18 protein-coding genes are annotated in these 26,139 nt (G+C 35.7%); 12 read left to right on the top strand and 6 right to left on the bottom strand.

Going from position 1 to position 26,139, the window contains the following annotated elements:
- The first annotated feature begins 4 nt into the window (after nt 1-4).
- Genes LNP81_RS16730 through LNP81_RS16720 form a run of 3 tightly spaced genes read left to right on the top strand, consistent with a single transcriptional unit; the run spans nt 5 to nt 8,518 of the window.
- Entirely contained in the window at nt 5-1,141 is a 1,137-nt protein-coding gene (locus LNP81_RS16730) for an ABC transporter substrate-binding protein (protein WP_230037775.1), read from the top strand.
- 15 nt (nt 1,142-1,156) lie between these two features.
- Complete coding sequence (locus tag LNP81_RS16725) at nt 1,157-7,618, top strand: T9SS type A sorting domain-containing protein (protein ID WP_230037773.1); 6,462 nt, start codon at nt 1,157-1,159, stop codon at nt 7,616-7,618.
- Between the two features lie 51 nt (nt 7,619-7,669).
- Nucleotides 7,670-8,518: a porin family protein gene (locus LNP81_RS16720; RefSeq protein WP_230037771.1), complete on the top strand. Its 849-nt coding sequence runs from the start codon at nt 7,670-7,672 to the stop codon at nt 8,516-8,518.
- 76 nt (nt 8,519-8,594) lie between these two features.
- Here the strand turns inward: LNP81_RS16720 and LNP81_RS16715 are convergent, their stop codons facing one another.
- Nucleotides 8,595-9,053 (bottom strand): response regulator, encoded by a 459-nt coding sequence (locus LNP81_RS16715; RefSeq protein WP_230037769.1) that lies wholly within the window; start codon nt 9,051-9,053, stop codon nt 8,595-8,597.
- 297 nt (nt 9,054-9,350) lie between these two features.
- Here LNP81_RS16715 and LNP81_RS16710 point away from each other — a divergent pair, with 297 nt between their 5' ends.
- The 4 genes from LNP81_RS16710 to ligD all read left to right on the top strand — a co-directional run bounded on the left by LNP81_RS16710 (nt 9,351) and on the right by ligD (nt 13,317).
- Nucleotides 9,351-9,836: a hypothetical protein gene (locus tag LNP81_RS16710; RefSeq protein WP_230037767.1), complete on the top strand. Its 486-nt coding sequence runs from the start codon at nt 9,351-9,353 to the stop codon at nt 9,834-9,836.
- An 80-nt stretch (nt 9,837-9,916) separates the two neighbouring features.
- The gene (locus LNP81_RS16705; RefSeq protein WP_230037766.1) at nt 9,917-10,192 is read left to right on the top strand and encodes a hypothetical protein; all 276 of its coding nucleotides are present in this window, start codon (nt 9,917-9,919) and stop codon (nt 10,190-10,192) included.
- A 103-nt stretch (nt 10,193-10,295) separates the two neighbouring features.
- Nucleotides 10,296-10,778: a hypothetical protein gene (locus LNP81_RS16700; protein ID WP_230037764.1), complete on the top strand. Its 483-nt coding sequence runs from the start codon at nt 10,296-10,298 to the stop codon at nt 10,776-10,778.
- Complete coding sequence (ligD, locus tag LNP81_RS16695; protein WP_230037762.1) at nt 10,765-13,317, top strand: DNA ligase D; 2,553 nt, start codon at nt 10,765-10,767, stop codon at nt 13,315-13,317. The genes LNP81_RS16700 and ligD overlap by 14 nt, the downstream gene beginning before the upstream one ends.
- Here ligD and ku read toward each other — a convergent pair.
- The 4 genes from ku to LNP81_RS16675 all read right to left on the bottom strand — a co-directional run bounded on the left by ku (nt 13,314) and on the right by LNP81_RS16675 (nt 16,197).
- Nucleotides 13,314-14,084, bottom strand: a complete 771-nt coding sequence (gene ku / locus LNP81_RS16690; RefSeq protein ID WP_230037760.1) for a non-homologous end joining protein Ku — start codon at nt 14,082-14,084, stop codon at nt 13,314-13,316. The genes ligD and ku overlap by 4 nt on opposite strands.
- A gap of 9 nt (nt 14,085-14,093) precedes the next feature.
- Nucleotides 14,094-14,462, bottom strand: coding sequence for a SpoIIAA family protein (locus LNP81_RS16685; RefSeq protein WP_230037758.1), 369 nt, complete (start codon nt 14,460-14,462; stop codon nt 14,094-14,096).
- A 297-nt stretch (nt 14,463-14,759) separates the two neighbouring features.
- A complete protein-coding gene (locus tag LNP81_RS16680) occupies nt 14,760-15,239 on the bottom strand; it encodes a cytochrome P460 family protein (protein WP_230037756.1) in 480 nt (159 codons plus the stop codon).
- A gap of 1 nt (nt 15,240) precedes the next feature.
- A complete protein-coding gene (locus LNP81_RS16675; RefSeq protein WP_230037754.1) occupies nt 15,241-16,197 on the bottom strand; it encodes a heme-binding domain-containing protein in 957 nt (318 codons plus the stop codon).
- Between the two features lie 401 nt (nt 16,198-16,598).
- Here LNP81_RS16675 and LNP81_RS16670 point away from each other — a divergent pair, with 401 nt between their 5' ends.
- A complete protein-coding gene (locus tag LNP81_RS16670) occupies nt 16,599-17,717 on the top strand; it encodes a LytTR family transcriptional regulator DNA-binding domain-containing protein (RefSeq protein WP_230037752.1) in 1,119 nt (372 codons plus the stop codon).
- Between the two features lie 767 nt (nt 17,718-18,484).
- On the opposite strand, the gene LNP81_RS16665 is transcribed toward LNP81_RS16670, so the two are convergent.
- Nucleotides 18,485-20,905 (bottom strand): TonB-dependent receptor, encoded by a 2,421-nt coding sequence (locus LNP81_RS16665; protein WP_230037750.1) that lies wholly within the window; start codon nt 20,903-20,905, stop codon nt 18,485-18,487.
- A gap of 927 nt (nt 20,906-21,832) precedes the next feature.
- Here LNP81_RS16665 and LNP81_RS16660 point away from each other — a divergent pair.
- The 4 genes from LNP81_RS16660 to LNP81_RS16645 are packed head-to-tail and all read left to right on the top strand — an operon-like array spanning nt 21,833 to nt 25,459.
- Nucleotides 21,833-22,873 (top strand): SDR family oxidoreductase, encoded by a 1,041-nt coding sequence (locus tag LNP81_RS16660; RefSeq protein ID WP_230037748.1) that lies wholly within the window; start codon nt 21,833-21,835, stop codon nt 22,871-22,873.
- Between the two features lie 2 nt (nt 22,874-22,875).
- Nucleotides 22,876-23,529, top strand: a complete 654-nt coding sequence (locus LNP81_RS16655) for an NAD-dependent epimerase/dehydratase family protein (RefSeq protein WP_230037746.1) — start codon at nt 22,876-22,878, stop codon at nt 23,527-23,529.
- On the top strand, nt 23,526-24,647 hold the full coding sequence (locus LNP81_RS16650) for an MBL fold metallo-hydrolase (protein WP_230037744.1): 1,122 nt from the start codon (nt 23,526-23,528) through the stop codon (nt 24,645-24,647). Before LNP81_RS16655 ends, LNP81_RS16650 begins: the two co-directional genes overlap by 4 nt.
- Before the next feature lie 23 nt (nt 24,648-24,670).
- Nucleotides 24,671-25,459, top strand: a complete 789-nt coding sequence (locus LNP81_RS16645; RefSeq protein ID WP_230037742.1) for a helix-turn-helix domain-containing protein — start codon at nt 24,671-24,673, stop codon at nt 25,457-25,459.
- Nucleotides 25,460-26,139: the final 680 nt, after the last annotated feature.

Raw genomic sequence — 26,139 nt, 5'->3', positions numbered from 1 at the left:
ATTTATGGATAACTTTACTAAAATAGGAATTCTACTTCCAAAATCACAACAATATCCAACGCTCGACAGAGATTTTATGAGAGGATTAAAACTTACTAATCCTAATGTGAAATTTTACATCGAAAATATCGGTATTGGTGCAGATGAGAAACTGATAATCGAGAAAATACAAAAGTTAAATTTTCAAGAAGATGTATCAATTATCATTGGCTTTTTTGGGCATTATAATATATCTGAGGTTTATAACTATGCTTCAAAAAACGATATCCTATTGCTTGCCGCTGATACCGGAGCAACATTACCTTATGAAACACCTACTTACAAAGGTGTTTATATTAACTCCTATGGGCTAACGGAATCGTGTTATCATTTAGGTACTTATCTAACTGCCAAAAACTTTCAAAAAGTGGTAACCTCAACTTCGTTTTATGATTCAGGTTACGGCATGTTATCAGCAATTGAATATGCTTTTAAAGATAAACCAATTTTCGCAGGTCACTATATTACACCTTTTGTTCCCAGAGAAAATGAATCGGCACATATGGATAACATCATAAATTCTTATGAACCTGATGCTGTTTTTGCTTTCTATAGTGGCTTATATGCAGAGGAAAATGCCGATTTTGTAAATCAAAATAAAGTTACTAAAAAGTATCCGTTTTATGTTACTCCGTTTTTTATCAATGATAAAATTTTAGAAGAATATAAAAATGAGCCTCACGAACTTTATGTTGTAAGTTCATGGATGCAAAATGATAGTGATAATAGCAACTTTACCGATGAGTATAAAAGCAAATACTCAGATAGTCCTTCAATATTTTCGACTTTAGGTTATGAAAAAGGATTAATACTAAAAACCCTTCTTTTAAATGCAGAGAACAATCTTAATATAAACTCTTTAATTGAAGAAATGAGCAAACTTAATATTGCCGGACCTAGAGGAAATATTGAATTTGATAAGGGTACAAACAGAACATTATTTAATCATCATGTGTATAAATTAAATCTTGATTCTTCTAACAATATAAGTTTTAATAAAATTGAAACATTCGTTAATGACGGGCATTTTATTAAGGCTTTCACTTTATCTACTAAACCGGAACAAATGGGCGGCTGGCAAAATGCCTATTTATGTCATTAAACTAAACTGTATGTTATGAAAAAAAAATTACTCTTATTTATCATCTTTTTGTGTACATTTTTTGTACAACAAAACCTTAAAGCCCAGGCAACTGTCTTGGCGCCAGGTGATATAGCATTTATTGGTTATCAAGCGGGAACTCCAACCGATGGTTTCTCTTTTATCACTCTTAAAGATATCAATGCCGGAACGCTTGTATATTTTACAGAAGATGGCTGGGGAAACGGTTCATGGACTCCAACAAACTTCGAAACACATTTATTGTGGACTGTTCCAGCCTTTACACCTGCTGGTAAAATTGTATCAATAGTCGAAACTTCGGCTGATACTTTTACAGTTACAGGCACAACTGGAGTAACACTTGCGTCAGGTTCAGGTTTTAATCTTACTAATGCCGGCGACCAAATATTGGTGTATCAGTCTGCAACGGGTCCAAGACCGGCGGTACCTACATTTATTGGAGGTATCCATGCAGATTATAACTCTTCAGATTATGACCCTATAACAACATGGAGTAATGCAGCACAAGTAAATTTATTTGGAGGATCTGAAAGTTCATTACCTCCCGGTTTAACCAACGGGGTAAATTGTATTTCGTTGTTTCCGGCATCAGGTCCCGCTGAAGCTAATAACAGTAAATACATAGGGACTTTGACAGGTACTACTGCTGATTTATTGGCAAAAATTAACAATCCTTCAGCCATATACTGGTCACATAGTAACGGAACCGTTGATTTAGGAATAATTCCTACTAGTTATCCTGCACCAAGTATTACACTTGCAGTTGCACCAACTGTAACATCTGCTGTGGCAGCAAGCATCAAATCTGTTTCTGCAACACTTGGTGGTGAGGTTACTGCTGATGGTGGTGATACAACCATAGAAAGAGGAATTGTGTGGGCTACAACGGTAAACCCAACTATTGCAAATAATAAAGTTCAAATAGGGACCGGAACTGGGACATTTGGTAATGTTGTAACGGGACTTCCTGCTGCAACAACTATTTATTATAGAGCGTATGCTACCAATAGCGGCGGAACTAATTACGGAGGTGAATTTAATTTTACAACAGGAGCTGCATTAACTGCTCCGGCAACTATTGCTAAAACAAATGTCAGCTGTAACGGAGGAAACAATGGTACTGCTACAATTGTTGTAAGCGGAGGATCAATTCCTTATACTTATTCATGGTCGCCATCTGGAGGAACAAATGCAACAGCATCTGTTCTTGGTGTTGGAGTTTATAATGTAACGGTTACCGATGGTGAAGGAACACAAATAACTAGATCTGCTACTATAACTCAGCCACCTGTATTAAACGCTTCACCTGCTTTTACAAACGTAGCGTGTAATGGAGGTGCTAATGGTGTTGCTGCTGTATCTGCAACTGGAGGTGCAGGAGGTTATACTTATCTATGGAATACTGGTGCTACAACATCTGCTATTACAGGTCTTATGGCTGGAACATATAGTGTAACTGTTACAGACGCAAATTCTTGTACCAAAACGGTAAATAATATTCAAGTAACACAACCAAGTGTATTAAATGCTACATCTGCTGTTACAAACGTATCATGTAATGGAGGCAGTAATGGTGTCGCTTCTGTAACTGCAACAGGAGGAGCCGGAGGTTATACGTACTTATGGAATACAGGTGCTTCAACAGCTGCTATAACAGGTCGTCCAGCAGGTACTTACAGCGTGACGGTTACAGATGCAAATTCATGTACTATAACGCTAAATAATATTACAATAACGCAACCTCCTGCTGTAGTTAGTGGAACTACAGTAGTATCCAACATATCTTGTTTTGCAGGCTCAAACGGAGCTATCAACCTTACTCCATCAGGCGGTACTGGTCCATACACCTTTAATTGGGGTGGCGGTATTACAACTGAAGACAGAACAGGTTTAGCAGCTGGTACTTATTCAGTTACCATTACCGATGTTAACGGATGTACAGGAACGGTAAGTAATATTGCTGTGGCACAACCTACTGCTGCAGTTGGCGGTACTACAGTAGTAACCAACGTATCTTGTTTTGCAGGTACAAATGGAACTATCAACCTTACACCATCAGGCGGTACAGCTCCCTATACCTTCAATTGGGGTGGTGGTATTACAACTGAAGACAGAACAGGTTTAGTTGCTGGTACTTATTCAGTAACCATCACCGATAATAACGGATGTACAGGAACGGTAAGCAATATTGCAGTAACTCAGCCTCCAGTATTAAACGGAACTCCGGCTGTAACTAATGTTTCTTGTAACGGAGGCTCAAATGGTGTTGCTTCTATTACTGCAACCGGAGGTACTCCCGGATATACTTATTTATGGTCGAACGGAGCTACAACTTCTGCTATTACAGGACTTTCTGCCGGAATTTACAATGTAACTATTACAGATTTTAAAGGCTGTACAAAAACTGTAAGCGATATTATGGTAACGGAGCCACCAGTATTGGCGGCATCACAGGGTACAGTAAATAATGTAAGCTGTAACGGAGGTTCAAACGGAACTGCAACTGTTGCAGTTACTGGAGGAACTGGCAGCTACACTTATTCATGGTCTCCATCAGGAGGTACGGGAGCAACAGCATCAGGTCTTACACAAGGTACTTATACAGTAACTGTTACTGATGCAAACTCATGTCAAACTACCCAAAGTTTTACTATTACCGAACCTACTCCACTTTCTGTAACAACATCGCAAACTAATCTAGTATGTAATGGCGCTGCAACAGGAGAGGCAACAGTAAACGTAACAGGAGGAACAGGAACTTATACTTATTTATGGTCACCAACGGGAGGAACTGCAGCAACTGCAACAGGGCTTACAGCAGGAACTTACACAGTAACAATAAAAGATGCCAACTTGTGTCAAACAACGCAAAGTTTTACTATTACCGAGCCAAGTGCATTGGTTGCTACACCAGTTGCGCAAACTAATATAGGATGTCGCAACGAAGCTACAGGATCTGCAACAGTAAGTGCAACAGGCGGAACAGGAACTTATACTTATTCATGGTCTCCATCTGGCGGAACTGCTGCAACTGCAACAGGACTTGCTGCAGGAACTTATACAGTAATTATTACTGATGCTAACTTATGTCAAACAACACAAACTTTTACTATTACACAACCAGCAGCCATTCTTTCTGCATCAACAGCATCAACTGGTGTTAGTTGTTTTGGAGGATCAAATGGTACTGCAAGCGTAACAGTATCAGGAGGAACTCCTACTTATACTTATTTATGGGCTCCTTTGGGAGGAACTTCATCCTCTATTAGTGGCAGACCAGCAGGAAATTATACTTGTACTATTACAGATGCAAACGGATGTACATTGGTTAAAAATATTACCATTAGCACACCTGCTGCATTTTCTGCAACAGTAACACAAACAAATGTTTCATGTAATGGAGGAACTAACGGTAGCGCTACTGTAAATGCAACAGGAGCTACAGCTCCATATAGCTACCAATGGTCGCCAACAGGAGGAACTGCTAAAACTGCTTCAGGATTAGCGGCGGGAACTTATACTGTAACTATTCAGGATGCTAACACTTGTACATACACAGCAAATGTTACCATAACAGAACCTGCAATTTTAGCAGCAACGACATCACAAACTAATGTTCTTTGTAATGGAGGAGCAACTGGTACAGCAACGGTAACTGCTTCTGGAGGAACATTAAACTATACCTACTTATGGTCTCCTTCTGGAGGAACAGCTGCAACTGCAACTGGCCTTACTGCTGGAAATTATAGCTGTTTAATTACAGATAATAACGGATGTACCTTAACTAAAACTTTTACAATCAATCAGCCTTCTGTTTTAACAGCTACAACATCACAAATCAATGCAACTTGTGTTGTGGGTGGGCAAGCTTCTGTTACTCCATCAGGAGGAACAACTCCTTACAATTATTTATGGTCTAATAGAGTAACAACTCAAACAGTAACAGGTTTATCAGCTGGCAATTATAGCGCTCTGATCACAGATGCTAATGGATGTACAATTACAAAAAACTTTACAATCACTACTGTAAATACATTAGTTGCTACAGTATCTCAAACCAATGTTTTATGTAATGGATCAAACACAGGAACTGCAACAGTAGTACCTTCAGGAGCTCCGGGTCCATATACATATGTTTGGGCTCCAACTGGAGGAACTGCTTCAACAGCAACAGGACTTACAGCGGGTAATTATTCGGTAACCATAACTTCTGCAAACGGATGTTCAATTGTAAAAAACTTTACAATTACAGAACCTACTCCAATAGTAGTTACTCCTTCACAAACAAATATTTCATGTAATGAAGGTTCTAACGGATCAGCTTCAGTAGTTGTAACTGGAGGAACAGGCGCATATAGTTATGTATGGTCACCTTCTGGCGGAACTGCTGCAACTGCATCAGGACTTACTGCAGGAACTTATACAGTAACTATTACAGATGCTAATTTATGTCAGACAACACAAAGTTTTACATTAACACAACCAGCTGCTTTAATAGCAACACCATCTCAAACTAACGTTTCTTGTAACGGTGGATCTAACGGATCTGCAACTGTTTCAGTAACGGGCGGAACTGGTGCTTACAGTTATGTATGGTCACCTTCTGGAGGAACTGCTGCAACTGCATCAGGACTTACTGCCGGAACTTATACGGTAACTATCACTGATGCTAACACCTGTCAAACAACAGCAACAGTTACAATAACAGAACCTGCTCTACTTGCAGCAACAACATCACAAGTGAATGTTTCTTGCAACGGACAAAGTGATGCTTCGGCAACTGTAACTGTAACAGGCGGAACTGGTGTTTATACGTATGCATGGTCACCTTCTGGCGGAAATGCAGCAACAGCAACCGGATTAAGCGCAGGAAATTATTCTGTACTTATTACTGATGCAAACAACTGTACTTTAACACAAAATGTAACTATATCTACAATTCAAGATGTAACTGCGCCAGTGCCTAATGTAGCAAATCTTCCTGCCATTTCGAACTATTGTTCGATTTTACCAGCGCAAATTACAATACCAACAGCAACTGATAATTGTTCCGGAATTATATCTGCAACAACAACAGATCCTTTAACTTATACTGCTGTAGGTAATTATGTAATTACATGGACTTATACTGATGCTAGCGGAAATTTCGCAACACAACAGCAAAACCTTACTGTAACTGCTTCTCCATTAGATCAGGTAACTTTTGCTAATGCTGCATTTACTTATAACGGAAGTGTACGCACCATACAAGTTGCAAATCTTCCTGCCGGGGCAAGCGTAGTATATGCTACTACTCCATCAACAGGAACAGCAAACGGAGCAACTAATGCAGGAGTTTATACTGTTACAGCAACAGTAACACCAGATGTAAGTTCACCAAATTGTTCTCCAGTAACACTTACTGCACAGCTTACTATCAACAAAGCGGCACAGCAAATTACATTTGGAGCCATTTTGCCAAAGATTTTTGGAGTAGGTAATGACTTTAGTTTAAATGGTTCTTCTAATTCAGGTTTACCAATTCGTTACTCGTTCACTTACACTTCTGCCCTGCCGCCAGCTAATGTTTCAGCGCTTGGTTTAGTAAATGTTCTACGATCTGGCGAAGTATTAATTGTAGCACATCAGGATGGTAATGAAAATTACTTACCAGCAGCAGATGTTTCGCAAGTTCTGGTAATTAAAAATAATGATGTAACGGTATCAAAAATTACACTTGGCAGTCAAGTATATCTAAATCCGGCAAAAGAAATTAAGTATTTGATGGAATGTGGAGAAAGCAATGTAAATGTTGCCTTCACAAATGAAACAGGAGCAACATTCTCGCCTTCTGCCAATTTTACAATTACGCCTCCTAAACCGGGAATTTATACGCAAAATGTTACTGTGACTTCACAAGACGGAACTGTAACTGCCAATTATGCTTTAACTATAGAAAAACCATTTGGTTTCTATGACATTGTTCATCAAAAATTCAACAATGTATTGCTTATCAATAATAATCCTCAGACTAACGGAGGTTATGAGTTTGTTTCGTACCAATGGTTTAAAAATGGTCAATTGGTAGGAACGGGTCAATACTATTCAGCGGGAGATGATTTGGCGAATTCTTTAGATAAATCTGCAGATTTTAGTGTAAAAATGACGACCAAAGACGGAAAAACACTTCAAACATGTAGTACCAAAATAACGACTCAAAAATCGTTAGCTGCAAGACTTTATCCTAACCCAATTCAATCAGGACAAGTGATTACAGTTGAAGCAGATTACCCTGCGGAAGAATTAGAAAACATGCAAATAAGTTTGTATAATGTTTCTGGTCAATTGATTAAAACATTGAAATCATCTACGGTAAGAACTGAAATTCAATTACCTGATGCTGAAAGTAATATGTATGTTGTAGTTATCGAAACTCCAAACATCAAGAAAACGCTAAAAGTAATTGTAAATAAATAAAAAATCTGTCAGTGCTATTTTCGAATAGCACTGGCATTAAAAAAAAATAAGATGAAAAAATATATACGAAACTATATAACATCAATATCCATCGTTACAGTAGTTTTAGGATCTTGCCTAAATAGTTACGGTCAGGATAAAAAACAGGAATTATCAATAGCTGTGGGAGGACCGTTTTCATTTCTAAAATCTAATACTGGAGATGTAGTTCCAGGAAACGGTTTCAATGCAGGAATTCGATATTCTTACTACTTAAATGAAGGTTTAAGTATTGGTATTGGTGCCGAATATCAAACCTATACTTCTGATGTAAAATATGGATTTTATGGCGGACAATACAATGCGGTTGATGCTGAAAATGAAGCTTTTCAATTTCGATATAAAGCAACTAATTTAAGAGAACAGCAAAAATTAGGATACGTTAATATTCCAATTACTATTCAGTTTGAAACTCCGGGAGCTACAAAATTATATCTTGCAGCGGGAGCTAAAATAGGTTTTGCTACAACCGGAAGCTACGAAAGCACATTCCAGAACCTGACTACAAGCGGATACTATCCGCAATATAATGTCGAATTATTTAGTCCGGCATTTGCAGGGTTTGAGAGCCAAAACAATCTTAAAACAAGCAAACAGGATCTGGATACAGAGGTGTCTTATTCTGCTACATTCGAAACCGGTTTGAAACAAAAAATTGGTGATCGAAGTGCTATTTATATCGGACTTTATTTAGACTACGGATTAAATAATATCTATGATAAGAAAGGAAGTAAAAATCTGGTACAATACCAACCGGAATTACCTGTTCAATTACAATACAACAGCGTACTTGATGCTTCTAATTCAAATGATATCAGATTGGTTTCTTACGGACTTAAGCTAAGATATGCCATTCGATAAAATCAAAATTTGATTAATGAACTAAGCTCTTCAGGAGTAATAAAAAAATCCATTCGTTGCGGCGAATGGATTTTTTTTATTCAATTTTAACTGCTTTAATCTCGATCTTATTATACTGCGCAATAGATTTTGGCTTATGCCAATATTCTATAATTGTCTTGATAACCTGCTTGAATTTGTCATAATCAAAAGGTCTTACAAAATAGCTGTGCGTAGGCAAAGAATACGGATCGATTACAAAACTCTGCTCAAATAATGTAGTAAAAAACAAGTACGGACAATTGAATATCGTCCCTACTCCATTATTATCCGGATTCGTTTCCATCACTTTATAATTCATAACATTCAGCAATACAATATCAGAGAAAACCAAAAAAGGTTTAATCTGATGGCGAAGCATATAATTACAGGCCGTTTCGGCAGTATTAAAATATAGAATTGCATTGGCGTAGTTGAGTTCGCTAAAAACCTCGATAAATAATTTACGGTCTTCTTGTTTATTCTCTATTACTACTATGGGTCCTTTTTTATTCATAGTCAATAAGTTTAAAATTCTGATTTGCAGGTGCGCTACTTCATGCCATTTATTCTATTCAAATATTTTAAAAATTGAGCAAAAATTCCTTACAAAATCTTCATTTCTGCTTATATAATTTTCATTTGGAGCAAAATGGTTAAAGATTTCTTTTTATAAAAGCTAAAATGCTGTTAATTATATAATTACTATTTCAAATTTTATAAGTAAACACAAGTACTTCATAACTAATTTTGAATGAGACATTTAGAATCAGGAAAATATTTTACTTATCTAATAATTTAACCTCAAATAGCTATGAATACTTCAAACCATAAAACAAGCGAAACTCATGAAAGTTACATCAAGGACGATCGCATTTTGCAGCCACAGCAAGATGAGACTCATTTAGATTCTGATACCAGACAAAATGATATCTATGCTGCAAGCCACAATAACGACGAAAGTTATGTCGATGAATATCAGAAACAAATGGATGAAGAAGAAGATTATCATGACGATCAAATTTTAAATGAAGAGGAAAATCCGGACAATTTAAATTTAGATGATAATTTCGAAGATGCACTTGACAGAGATAACGAAGACGACGATTATTTTGATGAAGACGAAGAGCTTGACGAAAGCGATCTCGACGATGATCTTGTAGAAGATTATGACGAAAACGATCGTGATCCCGACAGTTTTGCTACAGACAATTTAAAACAAGACGAACTCGATCAGGAATACGATATAGATCAGGATCTTGAAGAAAAAGATCCTGTAAATAATCCGAGAGAATTTTAAGTAATAAATCAATGCAAAATAATTACTTACTTCAAAAAAAACAATTTAAAAAATTAGGTTTAATTATAAAATTTGACATCATGGAAAATATTTTAAATCCCAAAACCCGCGAAAACTTTGGCTATGGTATAAAAGAAAAACCTCAGGGAATATCAGCCAATAAAATACTATACGCCGCCGCAGGATCATTAGTTTTAGGTTTAACGCTAAAATTGGCCGGCAAACGTAAAACAGCTGCTACTTTAGGAAAATGGGGAATGTCGCTTTTGACTTTAGGAGGCTATAAAAAACTCTCTAATGTTACTGCTCCGGAAACAAATGAGATTACAGAAAATGATCAAAAGCAAATTATATAACACTTCATGTACTTCAAAAATTCTGTTTATTAATAAATTACAGCTATTTGAAGTACATGATTTTTTTGTTTAAAACCTTAACCGAACACTAAAAAAGCGCATCATGGACATCTATATTTTTTTGCAACTTATTGTAGTTTCAATTGCCGCCACATCAGCAATGACGTTGTTTAGTTATGCGGCTTCGGCAAGCTTTCGTGAATTGTATAAAGAACCTGTTTTGTTGACCTTTATGCTAACAAAATTAAATATTGAATTAGCACCAAAATCAAAAGCTGTTTTAGCCTGGTTGCTGCATTATTTTATTGGTTTTTTATTTGTTCTGTGTTATCATTTTTTGTGGGTTCAGGATCTTTTACCCATTTCGTTTTTAAGCGGATTCATACTAGGCTTTATTAGCGGTATTATTGGCATTATTGGTTGGATGATTATGTTTAAAATGAGTAATCATCAGCCTCAAATCGATTTAAAGGGATACTACTTTCAGCTGCTTCTTGCCCACATCATTTTCGGTCTTGTGGCAACCGCAGTTTATTCCATTTCATTAACACTGATCTTATTAGCAAAATCATATGTCACTGTCTAAATACAACCAGAAAAGAGATTTTAAACAAACTAAGGAACCCAAAGGTAAAGTCGCAAAATCAGCAAACGAACTCATCTTTGTGGTGCAAAAACATGCCGCATCGCATTTGCATTACGATTTTAGATTAGAAATGGATGGCGTCCTGAAAAGTTGGGCAGTGCCTAAAGGTCCGTCTATGAATCCTGATGATAAACGTTTGGCAATGATGGTCGAAGATCATCCGTACAGCTATAAAGATTTTGAGGGCACAATTCCCACAGGAAATTACGGTGCCGGAAATGTTATTGTTTGGGATAACGGCACTTATACTCCCGATGAACCTACACCAAATCCGGAAAAAACTTTATTGGCAGATCTTAAAAAAGGTCATTTAAGTTTTGTTTTAAAAGGAAAAAAACTAAAAGGAGAATTTTCATTAATCAAACTAAAAGGCAAACAGGAAAATGCCTGGTTATTGATTAAAAAACAAGATCCTCATGCGACCGAAAGTGACATATTAAATAAAAATAAATCGGTTATTTCTGAAAGAACTTTAGACGAATTAGAGAAAAATTCTAAAAAAATGGAGGAAAAAACCAATAAAAAAAAGGCTTCAAAAAATAATCCTGCATCAGCCGAAGAAGCTGCTGTTTTTATCAAACCCATGTTAGCCAATACCAAAGAAAAAGCATTTGATGATGCTGAGTGGGTATTTGAGAATAAATATGATGGTTATCGAGCGATTTCTGTAATTAATCCTACTGATGTACAATTATTTAGCCGAAATGAATTATCTTTTAATGCCAATTTTAAACCCATTGCAGATGAATTACAAAAAATAGATCATATTGCAGTTTTAGATGGTGAAATTGTTGTGGAAGATGAAAACGGAAAAGCCAATTTCCAACTCCTTCAAAACTATCTTAAAACAGGTTTTGGAACTTTAAAATATTATGTTTTTGACCTTCTTAATTTAGATGGAAATCTCATCACTGATTTATCATTGCTCGAAAGAAAGGAATTACTTAAAATTTTATTTAATAAATATGATTTTAAAAATATTTATTACTCAGAACATACCATAGAAAAAGGTTTGAAACAATTCGATCTTTCGATAAAAAACAAAGGCGAAGGTATTATTGCCAAAAAAGCCGATAGTACTTATATGTCCAATAAAAGAAGCAGTGACTGGCTTAAAATTAAAATTTCGAATGAAGAAGAAGCCATTATTATTGGAATTACTGAACCCAAAAAATCCAGAAAATATTTTGGAGCCATTTTACTGGGGCAATATTACGGCAAAAGACTGCAGTTTATAGGCAAATGCGGAACCGGTTTTAATGATGCAACCTTAAAAGAATTATATACCAAATTAGAACCTCTTTTTGTGAATGAATCTCCGCTAAGCGAAAAAATAGCATTAAGAGATACGATTCAATGGGTAAAACCAAAGCTGGTTTGTCAGGTTAAATTCTCAGAATGGACAAATGACAAGCATTTAAGACATCCTGTATATCTGGGATTAAGGATTGATAAAAAAGCTTCGGAAGTTTTTGTTCCGTCTACAATTAAATCAAATAACGCAATCGAAAAAGATGTAAAAAAAGATACCATGAAAGAGAAACCAACTCCTGTAACAGAAAACGATTACGATTTAAAAATAGGAAAAACCACTTTGCATCTTACCAATCAAAACAAGGTTTATTTTCCTGATGATGGTATTACAAAAGGAGAAATTGTACAGTATTATAATGAAGTTGCCGATTTAATTCTTCCCTATCTTAAAGATCGTCCGCAATCGATGAATCGTTTTCCTAACGGAATCAATGCGCCGGGATTTTATCAAAAAGATGTCGATGTTGATAAAGTTCCGTCCTGGCTCAAAACCAAAAAAATCTTTTCAGAATCGAATGAAGAATATCTCAATTATCTGATTTGTAATGATAAAGCGACTTTACTGTACATGGCCAATTTAGGATGTATCGAAATGAATCCGTGGAATTCGACCATCAAACACGTCGAAAATCCGGATTGGCTCGTAATTGATATTGATCCTGAAAAAGATGATTTCGAAGAAGTGGTAAAAACAGCTCTAACCGTAAAAGAAGTTCTCGATGAACTCGAAACCGAATGTTACTGCAAAACTTCAGGAGCAACGGGTTTACACGTTTATATTCCGCTGGGCGCGCAATACGATTATGATTCGATTAAAATTTTTGGCGAATTACTGGCCATCGAAATTCATTCGCGTTTGCCTGAAACGACTTCATTAGAACGCAGTATCAAAAAAAGAAATCATAAAATTTATATTGATTATCTACAAAACCGACGCGGCCAAACTCTTGCAGCGCCTTATTCTGTAAGGCCTAAATCGGGAGCAACAGTTTCAACTCCGTTAGAATGGAGCGAAGTAAATTCGAAACTGCATCCATCGCAGTTTACCATCAAAAATGTGCTGCAGCGATTTGAGAAAAAAGGAGATTTATGGCAACCCGTTTTAGGAAAAGGTGCCAATATTAAAAAGATATTACACAAGCTGGAAAACAAAAATCCTCATTAAGAGGATTTCTTTTTTTCCAGACTTGCTTTTAGCATCGCCATCAAATCGTCGCTTTGTTTGTGAACGACTTTAAGCTTTGGCGCTGCTTGTTTTTTGCCTTTCGCTTTGTTCTTTATAATTTGCAAAAGCTTAGCGGTATATTCGTCTTTATAAGCACTAATATCAAATTTCTCCGTAAGCTGATCGATCAGTTTTTCGGCCATATCCATTTCTTTCGTGGCTTTTTTAGATGCTGTAGGCAGTTTTAATTCTGCTGTATCTCTTATTTCCTGCTCAAAACGAATTCGGTTCAAAAGAATCACATTTTTATATGGTTTTAAAATCGCCAGGCTTTCCTTGTTACGTAAAACAAAACTCGTCACTCCTACTTTACCCGATGCTTCAAGCGCATCTCTTAGCAAAGCATAAGCGTTCATCGCACCTTTATCAGGCTCAAGATAATACGGCTGTTCGTAGTAAATACTATTAATTTCTTTTTCTAAAGCAAAACTCTGAATGTTGATCGTTTTGGTTTTCTCGGCATCTGCGGCTTCAAAATCAGCATCTTCAAGAATCACATATTTATCGTCTATTTTATAGCCTTTTACAATATTGGCATAGGCCACTTCTTTTCCGGTATTTTCATTTACCCTCTTGAATTTGATGTTGGCATGATCTTTTTCATCCAGCATATCCATATCAATACTGCTTTCCTGCACAGCAGAAAATATTTTAATGGGAATATTAATTAACCCAAAACTAATCGATCCTGTCCATATTGCTCTCATAACTTTAGTTTATAAAATTGAATCTCCTTCGACCCATTTCAGGGCTTTATTGAAAGCTAACTTTTTAAAACCACGTAATTCTCCCGTAGTATTAAATGTAAATCCGCCATTAAAATTCATCTCATCCGAGTCAGAAACGATGGCAACCCTGTTCCAATTTTCAAATTGCTGTAATCCTAAAACAGCATCTTTAAACCAGACATTTTCAGTAAAATTCTGAATATCTGTATCCAGCGCAAATAAAAAATTAATTTCATTTGATTCTTTTGATAATCCTTCTAATTCCGGCAGTACAACACTTTTAAAATCAGCTGTTGTTACCTGACCAAGTGCTCTAAAAGCAATTAAATTTTTTGCTGTTTCTATTTTGTGTATCATAATGATTATGGTTTGAATTGTTGTTCTAATAATTTCTTTTACAGAGGATTAAAATTAATTCAAGATTCAATCAGAAATTTTACACGATTATGGGCAGAGATTACAAAACTTCAACAGCACATTTAAATGATAGTGAGCGATTACAAAGGATTTTTTCACGCAGATCTTAGAGATTATGGCAAATTTTAATTTAGATAATAATCTGCGTATATCTGCTTAGATCTTTTTAAAATCTGCGTGAAAGATTTATTATACATCGATTTGCGAACGGCTATTCGGCAATAGTGTTTAATTGATTTATAATTGAGGCACATTTGCCTTTTTTTGATTCAGTAATTCCTTAATTCTATGAGCACTACCAAGAGTATCTTTTTGAAGTTCCATTTTGTTTCCCTCAAATTTTTGATAGTTAAAACCTTCTTTTTCTCCATTAGATTCCAAAATTTCAAGCGATAGTAATTTTCCCGGAATAATGGCGCCAATCCAGTTAGGATCTGACTTTTGATGCCATGTAATCCATACTAATTTTTCACCTTTTTTGAGGTTTAATTCATCCGATTTTAATCTTTCTACTGTTTTCTGATTTCCGTAGAGCAATGATGTCGTATGTTTTTTATTATTGATAGAAGAATTGATCACCTGCAAACCTGAAACCTTGTCCAGCAGTACATCCGGTAATGAAGCATCTTTATTCAAAGCGTTTTCATTTGTTTTATCTGCACAGGAAAAAAGAAAAAACAAAGAAAGAATTCCTGTAAAATAGAGTATCGTTTTCATATTATTGACGTATTGGAAGTGTGAATACATAATCGTTTTTTTCCATAGGCTTGTGACAATTCATACATTCGATCACAAAATCGGCTCTTTTACCATACGGAATCAATTCTGTGGTTTTGAATCTCGAAAATCCCCAACCATTCGTTTTTTTATATTTTATGTGATCCTTAGCCATAAATTCGACTTGTTTAAAAGCGCCCTGAGAAATATTCCCATCCTGATCCTCGACCTCCTCATAAGCCGCTTTCGCCAAAATAGCACCGTCCGGCCACGGGTTAATTTTCTTATCTTTAATCGCTTTTATGGCAATATCATTTCCGTAGATAATTCGCATTGTTCCGTTATCAAGACGCTGCGTTGTACTTACAACACCCCAGTTTTTATAATCAGCTATGTACGCAATCCCGTTTGGTGTTTTAGGTATTTTAACTGACTTTTCAGCCTTTTTCAATTCTTCGGTCTGATTGTTTAATGCTTTTATTTTCGCAGTATCCTGAGGTTTATTATTTACTCTTAAACCCCATATATAATTTTCAAGTACTTTGAGATCTTTTTGAGATAATTTTGCCTGCGGATGTGCCAATGTATAACTCTGCAAAGGCATTGCTCCCTGAGAAACCTGATTCACAGATTCCCAAAGTTTTGCCTTTTGATCTGCCGCTGATAATTTATCCCATTCAGAAAAATTGAGTCCGCTCCTGCCCTCTTTTATATGTTGGGCAACAAGCCACGATACGGGAACTATTTTATCATACCAGGCCAAATTGGTTTCGTTCGAATGACAATCATAACAGGAATTTCTTAAAATAGTCTCCACTTCATGCGGCACTTTTAAATTTCCCGTAACTGGTGGATTTGTAATTACAGGACGGATAAATTGTATTCCTGCAAAAATCAATAACAAGATGATGACCGGAATCACGATGACTTTTCTTTTGTAAATTTTTGGCTTTTTCATTTTGGATGTTTTTCTATTTAATAAGGCATTTGGAACTTCTTTTAAAACTGTAAAAATCAAAATCAGGGAAACAAAACTGATCTCATTTTGAAATTTCATACTGCAAATAAAGCGCTGAAACCTCAATGAAATCAACTAAAATAGCGAGAAAGGGAAAAAATGAACTTAAAAGGGAATAAATAAGACTGAATAGAATCTGGCTTTCTGATAAAACATTTATAGAAAGGTTATACTTGGTTTCAACCTTGATTTAAAATTCCTTTCGAATAAATGGATGATCGATTTAAAAACAAAAAACTTGTTCTTTAATTAAACAAAAATTATGACTGCTGTCTCTTAAAAATAATTGTACCCAACCGATTATTATTAATTAAATTTGGATCATCAATTCAAATATTCTTATGAAGAAAGACAAGCTTTATCTTTTTACTTTTTTATCATTACTTGTTGTCGTATACATTTGCGGATACTTTAGCATGAATTATTTGGTAGGTTTAAGTACGGAGCAATTTCTAAAAATTCAGATTGAGTCCAGTAAAAGAGAAGCCAAAGAAATGGCCAACCTGATTTCTTTACAAGCGCAACAAAATAGTGACAGAAAGGTAATCATTAATAACGTACAAAAGAGCATCGAAAAAACCGACACTCAAACGGGTTTTATCTGTATGTTTGATCAAACAGGAAAAGAAATCTGCCATCCTAATCCGGAAAAAATTGGCCGAATGACCGGTCCTGACGAATCGTATATTTCGACAACGCATAATGAAGTAAATCCTGAAGATTTTTATTCCTATCTAAAAAATAAAACCGAAGGCGGTGGAATCAGAAACTATAACAATCAAAAAAAAGATGCTGAAATTATCTACCTCTATCCGGTTAAAGACACCGATTGGATTATTGCTTCGCACGCCAATCTACAAAGCATAAATAAACAAGTTCAGGATTTAAAATTCTATTTTATTCTGGTTTACATCAGCACTGGCGCTTTGATTGTTTTACTTTCTTTTTTTATGATTCGCCTTTTTGGAAGCCGATACGAAAGAAAACTGGAGCAGAAAAATGAAAATCTTTTTAATGAAGTTTTAAGCCTTTCGAAACTCAACTATGATTTAACCAGTTACAAATCAAAACTAGAATCGAATGAGCAATCAAAAGTTCCTGATTTATCTGTTTCTCCTGCGAATAAAAAAAGGATTTTAACGAATCTGAAAAACGAAATCGTCTCGCTCGAAATAGAACAAATCGCCTATATTTATATGGAGAATACGATCACTTACGTGAAAGATGTAAACGGAAAAATCTCTACAAGTAACAGCAGCCTCGAAGAAATTTACAGCGAACTCGACAATGCAATCTTTTTCAGGGCCAACAGACAATTTATCCTGGCTATAAAATCGATAGATAAAATTTTGAAATATGGCAATAACCAGCTCAAAATTGAAGTTGTTCCAAAATCTACAATCGATGTTATCATTAGCAAAAACAAAGCCGCGGAATTTAAAGCATGGCTGAATAAATAGCCAAAAAAGGGGAAGATTTCAGATCAAAATTGAACAATATTTTACATAAAACAAAGCTTCCTCTGAATATCTAAAATTTATATGTCGCTCCGATGGAGCTTTATTTCTAAACCAATATCAAATAGCTATAAATATATCGCTCCTATGGAGCTTTTCTTATAAGGGATTTTTATAATGTTCACCATCAATTTAAAATGCTGAAATGATAATATATTTATAGAGACCCAAAAAAACAAATTATCATTTTCTAGTCCCAGAGGGACGACCTATTTATAAAAAATCAAGCCACACAACACAGAGCCCAGCGGGGCGAAATATTAAATTCAGTAAATAAAAAGGATAAGATTTCAAAAAAAATAAATAATCATGTTCAAGTCCCAGAGGGACGACATATTTATAGAAAATAAAGCCACACAACACAGAGTCCCAGCGGGGCGAAATATTAAATTCATTAAATAAAAAAGATAAGATTTCAAAAAAACAAATAATCATTTTGTAGTCCCAGAGGGATGACATATTTATAGAAATCAAGTCTCACAACACAGAGCCCCAGCGGGCGAAATATTAAATTCAGAAATAAAAAGGATAAGATTTCAAAAAAACAAATAATCATTTTCTAGTCCCGGAGGGACGACATATTTGTAGAAAATCAAGTCTCACAACACAGAGCCCCAGCGGGGCGAAATATTAAATTCAGTAAATAAAAAAGGGAAAGGTTTCAAAAATGAAATCTTCCCCTTTTTCTATTATTTTAAATTTAAATAATCTTAGAATTTAAACGTAACGTTTGCTGTTACACGCGTTGGGTTTTGAGCTGCAAGTCTGTACGACCAATACTTTTCGTTTGTTAAATTATCTACTTTAATTCCCAACCTGTATTTAGGCTGATCGTAAAAAAGTGAAGCATCTAAAACCGTATACGACGGAATCGAAAATTTGAAAGTCGTCGTATTGGTCTGGTAATATTCGCTGCCATAAATACCTCCAAAACCAAATCCTAAACCTTGCGCCGGACCGTTTACAATTCTGTAACTCGCCCATAAATTCGCCGTTCTTGGAGATCCCGCCGTTGTTGGCCTTAATCCCTGAACGCTGGCATTACTTTTTTCGTATTTACTATCATTATACGTATAACCTGCAACGATATTTAGTCCTGAAATTGGGTTGGCAATCAGCTCAGCTTCAAAACCTTTACTTACCTGAGTTCCGTCCTGAATAGAGAAATTAGCGTGATCCGGATCATCGCGTGTAATGTTTGTAACCTGAATATCATAATAGCTCAATGTCGCTGATATTTTATTCAAATCAAATTTAAAACCTCCCTCATACTGATTCGCCTGATTGGGTTTAAAAGTGTTTCCGTCAAAATCAGAACCCGAAACGTTGCTAAAACCATTCATATAATTACCAAAAACAGCAATCCTGTCTTTCATAAGTTGATACACCACTCCAAATTTTGGCGAAAATGCCGTTTGATTGTAATTTCCTGCAATAGAATCTTTACTCGGGTAGTAAGTCCCTTTATTTTCATATCGGTCTACACGAATTCCTCCCATTACTAATAATTTGTCTGTTACATTCAAAACATCAGAAACGTAGGCACTATAGGTATTTTCGTTAGTCGAAACATAATTGGTGAACTTTACCTTAGGATCACTAAACATCGGAGCTACTTTATCCAAATTAAAATTGTTGTAAGCATCGCCTGGTTTTTTGTAATCCATGGCTGGCATATTTACCGTAGCATCATTACGCGTAGCACGAAGACTGTAAAAATCGATACCTGCCACTACCCTGTTCTTTAGTTTACCAATGTTAAAAACACCAATAAAATTCTGCTGAATATCTGTTCCGTAAAAAGGAGATTCCTGATACGTAACTTGTTGTCTTATTGTAGTGGGAGACATCATTTGCAAAGCCACCGTATAGCCATCAGACGAAGATCGTGTTCTGGATATAACAGTTTGAGACGTCCATTGGTCAGTCATTTTATACTTTAACTGTGCAAAAATATTATATTGCTGACTTGTATAATTGATGGTGTTATTGGCAAAAGACAATTTGTACGGAATATTAAGATCTTCAATACTGCTTTCGGTATTTTTTACAACAAATGGCGCAAGTCTGGTTGGCGAAGTCGCTTTGTACATACTAAATTCAGCATCAATCAAAAGCGTCAAACGATCATTGATTTCATACGAAAAACTTGGAGCAAAAGAAAAATTCCTGTTGAATCCTGCATCCTGAAAACTTCTTTCACTATGAAAAGCAGTATTCATTCTTAGCAAAGCTGTTTTATCCTTATTTAATGGTGTGTTGACATCAGCTGTAAATCGGTTTAAATCCCAACTAGCTGCTGAATATGATATTTCACCTTTAAAACTATCAAAAGGCTTTTTGGTCACACGATTAAACAATCCACCAAAAGAAGATAAAGTACTTCCAAAAAGTGTTGCCGATGGTCCTTTGATCACCTCAATACGCTCCAGATTCGAAGGATCGATTGTGGTATAAGTAAAACTTCCAACCCCGTTTCGAACCAATTGAGGTGTAGCAAAACCTCTTGAAATAGAAGTAGTTCTCCCCTGATTTCGTACCTCTGCAATACCGGCTCCCGGAACATTTTTAAACGCGCTATTATAATCTGTAATGACTTGCTCTTTCATTAACTCCTTGCTTACAATAATATAAACCTGTGAGTTTTCGATGTTTTTAAGCGGCATTTTAGCCACATCAATACTCTCTTTTTTAGCAAAACGATTTCCTCCGGTACGAATTACCACATCTTCAAGATTCTCTATAGATGAATTTACTCGAATGTCTACAAGAGCTGATGGTGTTTGCTTTGTAATCTCGGCTGTTTCTGTAGAAGAGGCATAACCAGACATCGTAACTTCGAGTGTATACGTACCAAAAGGTACCTTTTTAAACTCATAATTACCAGATGCATTCGTTACAGCGCTTTTATTAATTTCAATTAATTTTACAATAACACCCTGACTTGCATTTCCGTCATTGGTAATAATAGTTCCTGAAATTTGTCCTGTTCCTGTAGTTTGAGCCTGAAGAAGTCCTCCACTCACTAACAAACTGACTAAAATAATAAAATTAAATTGCTGTTGAAGAGTTGCTATCATTCTTCCTGAAGTTCTTAGGAAAGAGGAAGTTGATATTATTTTTGTTTTCATGTTATTATTATTTAAACCAATTCTAAATTAAGGCGCAAATGAACAATATTTTTTCTTATCAATCAACTGTAATCAGGCAAATTTTTTCAAAATAATTGCATTTAGATAACCGTAAAAAAAACACTAAAACAAGGCTTTAAGAAATTTATTACGTAAAATTTTTATTAGGTAAAAAAGAAGATACATTACCTGTAGAATGATTTTAGATTTTAGATTTTAGATTTTAGATTTTAGATTTTAGATTTTAGATTTTAGATTTTAGATTTTTTACTATCTTTTTCAAAGTTTACAACTTTGAAAAAGATGTACTCCCCTGTTACTATCCTCAATCTTGTCATCCCGAGGAACGAGGGATCTCCGTGAGCAACTCGACAAAAATTGGCACATAAAGCAGACCTGACAGGTTTTAAAAACCTGTCAGGTCTCACTAATTACGGAGTTTCTTTAAGGAGTTTCTTGCGGAGATCCCTCGTTCCTCGGGATGACAGGATTGTGGTTACTTTATATGTTTAAACCAGTTTATTTCATTTTTGATAAACTAAATATTATTATGAAAATGATTACCCTAGCCCCGATAGAAGTGGAAATCCTTTTGTGCCGGTGTTCGGCACAAAAGATTGGAACGGATAGCGGGATTAGCTCCTGAAAAAAATGTTTATACTATAGAAATCGGCATGAAAAATTATTTGTAGTCACATTGCGAGACTTCGACTTCGCTCAGTCTGACATACAAAAACAAGAAAACCAACTATAAAAATCCGTGCTTTCGCAAAGCGAATCCATTTCATCCGCATCCCATCTCTCATTATCTAATTATCTAATTTTCTAATTCCTCCCTGCTGAACTTCTCAACAAAACAACTTTGGACTTTTCAACAAAGTCAACTAAAAGCATTCTTCAGATCTTTGTACCATAAAAATGTAATGAATGATACATACCCATCAAAAAGTATTGGTAACAGGCGGAACAGGTTTTGTGGCGATACATAGTATTTTACAATTATTAAATCGTGGATATCAGGTTCGAACAACCATTCGTTCGATAAAAAGCAAAGACAAGATTTTCGAAACGCTAAAAAATGGCGGCATTACCGATTTTAGTAAACTTGATTTTATCGAAGCTGATCTTACCTCAGATAAAAACTGGCTCGAAGCCATGATTGACTGTCAGTATGTTCTGCACATTGCTTCGCCAATATTTTTAAGATTACCCAAAAACGAAGACGAAATGATCCGTCCTGCCGTTGACGGAACTTTACGTGTACTGAAAGCGGCACGAGAAGCAGGCGTAAAACGTGTATTAATGACTTCAAACTTTGGTGCGGTTGGTTACAGCCATAAAGATAAAAATACAATTATTACAGAGGAAAGCTGGACCAATCCTAACGAAAAAGGACTTTCGACTTATAATAAATCTAAAGTTCTTGCCGAACAGGCTGCCTGGGATTTTATGAAAACCGAAAGCGGAAAATTAGAACTTACAGTCATTAATCCAATGGGGATTTTTGGTCCATCCTTAAGCGCCGATTTATCGAGCGGTTTCGAAATGCTAAAAAAATTATTAGACGGAAGCATGAAAGCAGTTCCGGATATCCGTTTAGGAATTGTAGACGTAAGAGATGTAGCCGAACTGCACATTCTGGCCATGGAAAACCCGGATGCCAGCGGACAACGTTTCCTCGCTTTGGCAGGAGGTACCATGTCATTATTAGAAATCGTAAAGCTCTTAAAACAAAAAATGCCATACGTTGTAGAGAAAGCCTCTACAAAATCTTTACCTACCTTTATAATACGATTAAGCGCTTTGTTTAACGATCAGGCCAAAGCCATTTTGCCATTAGTTGGTATTTACCGCGAAGCCAGTAACGAAAAAGCCAGAACAGTTTTAGGCTGGAAACCACGTAATAATGAAGAAGCTATTATGGCAACCGTAATTAGTTTAATAAAATGGAAATCTCTTAAAATATAAATATGAAAGTAATTGTAACAGGCGCTACCGGAATGGTGGGCGAAGGAGTTTTGATCGAATGTTTAGATAATAATCAGATAGAACAAGTTTTGTACGTGGGCAGAAAACCAAGCGGAAAATCACATCCTAAACTAAAAGAATATCTTGTGCCGGATTTTCTTTCGCTGACAAGCGGTGATACTCAGCTTGCAGATTATGATGCCTGTTTTTATTGCGCCGGAATCAGCAGCGTAGGCATGGATGAAGCACAATACACGCATATTACGTACGATACTACTTTGCATTTTGCGAAAGTGCTTTTAGACCAAAACCCAAATCTTACTTTCAATTTTATTTCAGGATCACATACAGACAGTTCTGAAAACGGAAAAGTAATGTGGGCACGCGTAAAAGGAAAAACCGAAAATGCTTTGAAAGCCTTAGGTTTTAAAGCGCAATACAATTTTCGCCCGGGATTAATGAAGCCTGATAAAACGCAAATTCACCTTAAAGGATTCAATAAATATATTACGTTTCTTTATCCTATTATGGGCTTATTTTTTACTGGTTGTACCGTCAGAGAAATTGGTCGTGCCATGATTGCGGTAACAAAAATTGGGTATTCAAAAAATGTACTTGAAGCCATTGATATAAAAAAAGCAGCCAATCCAAAATGAAAAAAAGAATTTTAAAAATCATTAAACGTATCTTGATCATAATCCTGACGATAATAATCGTTTTGGGCATTGCTGTTTTTCTGTACATGCAAAAAGCAACTTTTGGCAGTTTACCATCAGATAAAAGCATGTTGCAAATCGAAAAATCGCCTCATTATAAAGACGGAGAATTTCAGAACACGATTTATACGCCAACATTGGCTCCGGGATATAGCTTTTGGGGCGAAATAACAAAAACGTTTTTCGATAAAACCGTTCCAACCGAACCTACAAAACGAATTCCGTCTGTAAAAACAGATTTGAAGCATTTGCCGGCTGATCAGAATCTTTTGGTTTGGTTTGGGCATTCTTCCGTGCTTTTGCAAATAGACGGAAAGAAAATTTTAATTGATCCTATTTTTAGCGATAATGCTTCTCCTCTGCCCAATACCGTAAAGGTTTTCGACGGAACCAATACCTATCACGTGCAGGATTTACCCAATATCGATTATTTACTCATTTCGCACGATCATTATGATCACCTTGATTATGAAACTATTCTGGCACTCAAAGACAAGGTAAAAACTATTATTTGCGGTTTGGGCGTTGGCGCACATTTTGAACGTTGGGGATATCCAAAAGAAAAAATTATCGAACAGGACTGGAACGATGATGTGGTGGTCGAAAATAACTATACCATTCATACTTTACCGGCCAGACACAAATCAGGACGCGGCTTAAAACAAAATCAATCTTTGTGGGCGTCGTATTTAATTAGTTCGCCTACGCTAAAGGTATATTACAGCGGCGATGGTGGTTACGACACGCATTTTGCCGAAATCGGGAAACAATTTGGCCCCATCGATGTGGCGATTATGGAGAACGGACAATACGATAAAGCCTGGCATTACATCCATATGTTGCCCGAAGAAACCTTGCAGGCATCACGTGATCTTAAAGCCAAAAGCATAATTCCTGTTCATAATTCTAAATTTGCCCTTGCCAAACATACCTGGAACGCCCCGCTAAATGAGCTTAACCGACTCAACGCTAAATATCAAATTCCGTTGATAACGCCTCTTATGGGAGAAATCGTTATTTTTGATGAGCACAAAGTTTTTAAACAATGGTGGAAATAATCCTAACTCACAGACGATAAACCATGAGATATACCGAAATTAAAAGCTGTTATATTGGTCCCGAAATATCACCGGAACAATTCATTGCCGAACATTTCTTTTTGTATCTCGCAAAAGGCACGATCGAAGGTTATGACGGCATTAGCAAATACCATCTTAAACCTGGTGAATATTGCATCGTACGCAAAAATCATCTGGCACGATACAACAAACAAAAACAAGATGGCGAATTCGAAAAAGTCGTTGTGATTTTTGATACCGAATTTCTAAAAAACTTTGCTGCAAAACACAAAACAATAGCCCAAAATAGTACCAATGAAGCATCATTTGTGCATATTAAGAAAAGTGATTTAGTTCCGAATTTTATTCTGTCCCTGATGCCATATTATAATGACGGAGGCGAAATCGACGATACTTTTTCGAGTATTAAACGCGAAGAATTGCTTTTGATTCTCTTAAAAGAAAACACTGAACTAACAGATATTCTTTTTGATTTTGCACCGCCGGAAAAGATCGATTTAGAAGCCTACATGAATAGAAACTATAAGTTTAATATCAGTATGGAACGCTTTGCATATCTCACCGGAAGAAGTATTTCGGGTTTCAAACGTGATTTTGCATCCATTTTTTCAGACACGCCAAGTCGCTGGCTCATACAAAGACGACTTCAGGAAGGTTATTTCCTGATCGAAAAAAAAGGAAAAAAACCATCGGATATTTATCTTGATCTGGGTTTCGAAGATCTTTCGCATTTTTCTTTTGCTTTCAAGAAAAAGTATGGAATCGCACCTTCAGCAATATTGCAGCGATAGTCTTTTTTTTTTCACTCCCGATAGTTATCGCGATAAAGGATTAAAATGTTTTTTTAAAATCTGCTTAATCTGCAAAATCTGCGTGAAAAAAAATTTAAAACACATAGAAACATAGGATTTACGTTATGTCTTAGATAATTAAAAAAAATCTAGATTTTCTCACATAGCTTAACGATCAACCTAAGCGGTAATATTTTAAGTAAACGCCTTTTTAAACAATCCTAAAAACTATGTTTCTATGTGTTTAATAATAACCAAAGATTTTTTTCTCGCAGATTAAGCAGATTTTATTTTAAATAATTATCTGCGCATATCTGCTTACATCTTTTTAAAATCTGCGTGAAAAATTTCAACACATAACTTTCGACCAGTCTATGCGGTAATATTTCAAATGAAACGACTTTTAAGCGATCCTAAAAGCTATGTCTCTATGTGTTTAATAATAGCCAAAGATTTTTTTTCTCGCAGATTAAGCAGATTTTATTTTAGATAATTATCTGCGTATATCTGCTTAAATCTTTTTAAAATCTTCGTGAAAATTTTTCAACACACAGCTTTTCGACGAGTCTATGTGGTAATATTTAAAGTGAAATGACTTTTAAGCAATCCTAAAAGCTATGTCTCTATGTGTTTAAATAACAGACATAGATTCGTTTTCTCGCAGATTAAGCAGATTTAAA

The organism is Flavobacterium piscisymbiosum (genome assembly GCF_020905295.1).
Classification (GTDB): Bacteria; Bacteroidota; Bacteroidia; order Flavobacteriales; family Flavobacteriaceae; genus Flavobacterium; species Flavobacterium piscisymbiosum.
The sequence above is the reverse complement of the archived record's forward strand: the minus strand, read 5'-3'. Positions and strand labels throughout refer to the sequence as shown.

Coding starts and splice junctions, on each gene's coding strand:
- LNP81_RS16730 (WP_230037775.1), top strand. CDS start 5: ATGGATAACTTTACTAAAATAGGAATTCTACTTCCAAAATCACAACAA.
- LNP81_RS16725 (WP_230037773.1), top strand. CDS start 1,157: ATGAAAAAAAAATTACTCTTATTTATCATCTTTTTGTGTACATTTTTT.
- LNP81_RS16720 (WP_230037771.1), top strand. CDS start 7,670: ATGAAAAAATATATACGAAACTATATAACATCAATATCCATCGTTACA.
- LNP81_RS16715 (WP_230037769.1), bottom strand. CDS start 9,053: ATGAATAAAAAAGGACCCATAGTAGTAATAGAGAATAAACAAGAAGAC.
- LNP81_RS16710 (WP_230037767.1), top strand. CDS start 9,351: ATGAATACTTCAAACCATAAAACAAGCGAAACTCATGAAAGTTACATC.
- LNP81_RS16705 (WP_230037766.1), top strand. CDS start 9,917: ATGGAAAATATTTTAAATCCCAAAACCCGCGAAAACTTTGGCTATGGT.
- LNP81_RS16700 (WP_230037764.1), top strand. CDS start 10,296: ATGGACATCTATATTTTTTTGCAACTTATTGTAGTTTCAATTGCCGCC.
- ligD (WP_230037762.1), top strand. CDS start 10,765: ATGTCACTGTCTAAATACAACCAGAAAAGAGATTTTAAACAAACTAAG.
- ku (WP_230037760.1), bottom strand. CDS start 14,084: ATGAGAGCAATATGGACAGGATCGATTAGTTTTGGGTTAATTAATATT.
- LNP81_RS16685 (WP_230037758.1), bottom strand. CDS start 14,462: ATGATACACAAAATAGAAACAGCAAAAAATTTAATTGCTTTTAGAGCA.
- LNP81_RS16680 (WP_230037756.1), bottom strand. CDS start 15,239: ATGAAAACGATACTCTATTTTACAGGAATTCTTTCTTTGTTTTTTCTT.
- LNP81_RS16675 (WP_230037754.1), bottom strand. CDS start 16,197: ATGAAAAAGCCAAAAATTTACAAAAGAAAAGTCATCGTGATTCCGGTC.
- LNP81_RS16670 (WP_230037752.1), top strand. CDS start 16,599: ATGAAGAAAGACAAGCTTTATCTTTTTACTTTTTTATCATTACTTGTT.
- LNP81_RS16665 (WP_230037750.1), bottom strand. CDS start 20,905: ATGAAAACAAAAATAATATCAACTTCCTCTTTCCTAAGAACTTCAGGA.
- LNP81_RS16660 (WP_230037748.1), top strand. CDS start 21,833: ATGATACATACCCATCAAAAAGTATTGGTAACAGGCGGAACAGGTTTT.
- LNP81_RS16655 (WP_230037746.1), top strand. CDS start 22,876: ATGAAAGTAATTGTAACAGGCGCTACCGGAATGGTGGGCGAAGGAGTT.
- LNP81_RS16650 (WP_230037744.1), top strand. CDS start 23,526: ATGAAAAAAAGAATTTTAAAAATCATTAAACGTATCTTGATCATAATC.
- LNP81_RS16645 (WP_230037742.1), top strand. CDS start 24,671: ATGAGATATACCGAAATTAAAAGCTGTTATATTGGTCCCGAAATATCA.